Genomic DNA, 1,054 nt, shown 5'->3' with positions numbered 1-1,054 from the left:
TCGATGTTGCAGGATGTCCTGAAGCGAAAGTGGTAAGGCCCAGCGCTCGCCGTGAAGTCGCCGGCCACCTGCAGGTGGCCTACGGCATCAGCGAGCGTCGGGCCTGCCAGGCCACCGGTTTTGGCCGCTCGTCCCAGCGTCAGGTCGGCCACCAATCGTTTGAGCTTGCTGTTCTCGTCCTCCAGCTGCTTCAGCCGCCGGATCTCCGGCACGCCCATGCCGACGAACTGCTTCTTCCAGCCGTAGAACGTCGGCTCGGAGACGCCCATCTTCCGGCAGACCGCGTCGACCGAGGCGCCGTTCTCCGCCTGCCGAAGGGCAAAGGCGATCTGTTCATTCGTAAAGCGCTTGCGAGGCATGGCATCCACCCTCCTTCAGGGTTCAGGATGCCCGAAACCTTGCGCTCAGCGCGGACCAGTTTGCTGGGCCAGGGTCACAGGCTTGAAAGCCATACCAAAGGGCGGACCACTTCAATGGGGGGACCAATACCATTTTGGATTGAAAAGCTTTGAGCGGTTGATTGTTTCTTTCATATACATAAAACATTAATCTACATTGCGCTTCATACTCAAAGCAGTAAAAAATTTTAGGATTATTTTTCAATTTCTCTACCTTGCCAATAATATTCAAATGAGTTCAATTCATATACGTATAATCAAGTAGTGTTTCTATTAAAAACTAATTATAATCTTTAGGCCGTGATGGTTCGGGTGAAACTACTTTAATTTATGGGCTGAACGCGCTTTTGCTCGAATTATGCCTGACGGCTATCATGATTTCAAGAGTTTGGTGCTGTACACCGCCCGCATAATTCGTCGTCATTTTCACCGCCCGTAGACATCCTCGACGCGGATGATGTCGTCCTCGCCGGTATAGGAGCCGACCTGGATCTCGATCAGCTCGAGCGGGATCTTGCCGGGGTTGGTCAGGCGGTGCAGCGAGCCGATCGGCAGGTACACCGCCTCGTTCTCGTGCACGAGGACCAGGCGCTCGCCCAGCGTCACCTCCGCCGTGCCCTTCACCACCACCCAGTGCTCGGCGCGGTGGAAATGCT

The 1,054-nt window shown here is 54.6% G+C and carries 2 protein-coding genes; both read right to left on the bottom strand.

Going from position 1 to position 1,054, the window contains the following annotated elements; genetic code table 11:
• On the bottom strand, nucleotides 1-359 hold a 359-nt coding region (locus MKK70_RS14855; protein ID WP_243948662.1), incomplete at its 3' end, for a transposase.
• Between the two features lie 465 nt (nucleotides 360-824).
• Nucleotides 825-1,054 (bottom strand): cupin domain-containing protein (locus MKK70_RS14850; RefSeq protein ID WP_243948660.1); only part of this gene is annotated, 230 nt, incomplete at its 5' end.

Source organism: Methylobacterium sp. E-041, from assembly GCF_022829665.1.
Taxonomy (GTDB): Bacteria; Pseudomonadota; Alphaproteobacteria; order Rhizobiales; family Beijerinckiaceae; genus Methylobacterium.
This window is presented reverse-complemented; position numbering and strand designations above follow the sequence as displayed.